Annotated in this window: 3 protein-coding genes; all 3 read right to left on the bottom strand. The window is 36.7% G+C overall.

Features of this window, described 5'->3' with window-relative positions; genetic code table 11:
• Positions 1–279: hypothetical protein (locus ACIQ2X_RS16035; RefSeq protein WP_396179988.1), on the bottom strand; the 279-nt coding region annotated here is incomplete at its 3' end.
• On the bottom strand, positions 276–2,894 hold the full coding sequence (locus ACIQ2X_RS16040; RefSeq protein ID WP_396179989.1) for a glycosyltransferase: 2,619 nt from the start codon (positions 2,892–2,894) through the stop codon (positions 276–278). The genes ACIQ2X_RS16040 and ACIQ2X_RS16035, both read right to left, overlap by 4 nt.
• On the bottom strand, positions 2,860–3,591 hold a 732-nt coding region (locus tag ACIQ2X_RS16045), incomplete at its 5' end, for a glycosyltransferase family 9 protein (RefSeq protein WP_396179991.1). The genes ACIQ2X_RS16040 and ACIQ2X_RS16045, both read right to left, overlap by 35 nt.

Raw genomic sequence — 3,591 nt, forward strand, 5'->3', positions numbered from 1 at the left:
CTTGTACACAGCACTATCTTTACCATACCATTCAGCATGATGATCGTGTAGTGAGTAGATGTATGGAATACCTTTATCACGCATATCAAGAGCTGTGTTAGCCATGTGACAATGTACAATAGTGTTGTCTTCATACACTACTTCATTCCAGTTCTTGATCTCTACATCAATATCCATCAGCTGTAGATTGCTAGCATACTCCCAGATGATACGTTCTACAGCCCCCCAACCATTGGGTGGTATGCTGATGAGTCCTGTTGCTACTTGAACTATTTTCATTTTCTGAATTTTTTATATTGTTTGTCAATCAATGAGTAACCATCTGCTTGTGTTGCTAGACGCTTATGTACTATCCCCATTCTGTAAGGGCTTCCATAAAATATATGGTTGAAGTACATATCAGCTGCATCCCAGTTCTCTAAACGCAACTTCTGCTTTAAAAAGTTACTGACATAAGAAGGGAACATGATACATTGTAGTCCTATCAAATGATCTGTAATATACATATCTTGATTGACTTCTTCAACTACTGGACTCTGTGGCCAGCCGAACTCTAGTGTATCCTTATCTCCAAATGACATAAAGCCTATATACTTATCCTTTAGTTTAGCTGCACATCTCTCCACTGTATCTATAAACTCTTTCATCTCTGTCTCTATGATACAGTCTCCCTCACATACAATCAGGTAATCACAATCATGCATCTCACTTAGGATTGCATTCCTGAAGGCTTCATAGCAACCGTAGTGTGCTGGCGTAAGAGCTGTGCCTCTTTCTCTGACTTCATCGTCATTGAATAACTCCATAGAGACTGCTTGTGGTCTGTTACAGTTATGCTTGGGTGGGAGGCTATTATAAGGGACGTTCTGGTGGAGGATGTAGTCCCAGCCGTAAGCTTCGACTTGTTCCAACGAAGCTCTAGATAATCTTTCTCTATCATCGTTTAATGTAGTTTGAAGGTGTACTAATTTAATCTTAGGTCTGTCTACTCTAGGAATATCTATTTGTTTAATATCTATAGTTCCTATTACATTGTCTACGTAATATGTTCTAGTATAATCATTCTCATTCTGTACTAGCTCTACCTTATGAACATCGTCTAGTAATCCTAAGTATAGTTCTTTCTTTGCAGAATCTGTAGTATACAATAGTTTTCCATTCTTATCATATTGATTAATTAGATAGTATGGGATGTCTTCATTGTATGAATAGAAGTAGAAATACTTAATAGCCCACTTCTCATAGTTTACAATACCTACATACTCACTGTTAGAAGACTTACCATGTCCGCTATACTCTAAGAATGTTTGCTCATCAGGATACTCTACCCATACACCTCTAGTCTTATGGACCTTCTTCATCATGTAGTCTTCTAGGAAGTTCTGACATCCTAGATTCTCACATACTCTGTTATAGTCTTCTGGTGTACGTACATCATCTAATAGTGTAGTGACAAACCTAGTGTTGAAGAACATACCATTTGTCTGTATACCTTTACCAAATGGTGTATTCAATGTAGCTAGTACAGCTTGCCATTCATTATCTAATTGATGGAATCTACTATTGATTTCATGGAAATCATTTTCATCAAGCTCTATATCAAAGGTTACATAGAACATCTTTGTATATCCAAGACCTACAGCTGCTTTACTTGCATTAACTAGATTAGTAAGGACAGTAAGTGACTGGTTACTATCACCTTCTATTCTCATCTCTACGCTATACTCATTTGTACTACGAGTAAAACGATTGTAATAGCTATGATGTGTAAGAGGATTGTGTGCATCGTATACATAGTGATCTACCATATCTTGTATCTCTTTTGATACAGGATAGTGACTAACTAACATGATAGATCTGTTTAACTTCTTAGCACTCTCGATACATTTAATAGTTAACTCTTCTCTGATCTTGGTGTTAGGATATGTACCAATACCAATCAGCTCTTTGTTCTTAGACTCTAATTGTAATATGTTCTTTATAAGTTCTGCATCAGCTTTAACATCACCAGTTAGATATGATACATCTTCATAATCATTATACTTATTGTGATATACATCTAGGTTGTACATCAGCTTAGGCATTTCTTTATATTGCAATGCTTCTTTGATCGCAATAGGATTAAGCTCTTTATTGTTCTTATCTCCCTTAGATGGGAACAAGAACATGTCATAGTTCCTAAGCACTCTACTAACATTGTCTATCTCTCCTAACACTGTACAGTTAGATGGTAGATCTTTCATCAATGGCTCCCAATAACTCTTGAAGTTATCAGCTTGATTACCTATAAATTGAAAGTCTACATTATAGTCTTGTAGTTGTCTAGCAAGATCAATAGCATACGCCTGGTTCTTACGTGGTGTCCACAGTCCTACAATAGCAATATATTTACAGGAATCATCATTGGTTCCTTCCCAGACTTTTTGATTTACAGGGTATTCAATTACCTGCATAGGTACATTTAGATGGTTATATCTAAACATGTTGTGTGCACTAACAAACACAAACTCATCAGGCATCCATCTTTTCTCATGTGGAGGGAACGAGCTATCGTGTGTACTTTCTACAATACGATACTTTTTTCCTGGCTCATAGATAAGTCTCGTAACATCATCATCCATGAACATCTCAGGAAACTCTTCCATAGAGATAACATCTGGATTGAACTGATCAATGATATCAATGAGCTCCATCTTGTTATCTCCCAGTGATCTAAAGTTAGATCCAAGTATAAACTCCACTTGCTTACGTTGTACAACAAACTTCCATGCAAGGAAAGCATATTCCACCACCATGATCTCATAGTGATCCTTGAGTAGTTGTACTTTGTTAAGTGTTACTTGTGGTGCTCCTCCTGTACTAAAGTGAGGAGATATAATTAATAGCTTCTTCATAAACTTGATTTACTTCTGGATGACATTCAAACGTTTCTTTATTCTCAAGGCAACCTATCAATGGTTGTACGCCTTGTATATTTCCCCACTCCTTCACACCATACTTCATGTTAGAACAACATTGTAGCTTACATGGTCCATCTACATAACGTAATGGATGTCCATGTGGCATTCTAAACTCAGGATTGAGTGACGAACCCAGTTGAATAATGGGAGTATTTGTAGTTCCAGCGAGATGTAGTAACCCACTGTCCATAGTTATAAAACATGATGCATTATTTATAAGGTGATAACATTCTGATATAGAAGTCTTATTCATTAGATTCATTCCATAAGGTATCTCAAAGTTAAACACAGGCTTCTCTACATTAAAGAATCCAGTCTCTGAACTATCCTTACCTATACTGATAACATATATCCCATCATCGTTAAGCTTCTTAACCAACTCCATCCACTTCTCAGCAGGCCATGTTCTGTTAGCCCATGTAGTTACAGGATGTATGAGTATATACTTTTGGTGTATACTATTCTTAGGTGATTCAATAGGAATGTAATCACAATGTAATTCATTCTTACTCAACATAAAGCCAAGATGAACAGCATGATACTGACGGATATCCATCATGTTATGCTTCATTTCCACACCTCTCCCGTCCTTCTTACCTACATTGGTAAAAGAATTGTGCATGAGATAGTG

The organism is Flavobacterium sp. (genome assembly GCF_044368625.1).
In the GTDB taxonomy this organism is placed as follows: Bacteria; Bacteroidota; Bacteroidia; order Flavobacteriales; family Flavobacteriaceae; genus Flavobacterium.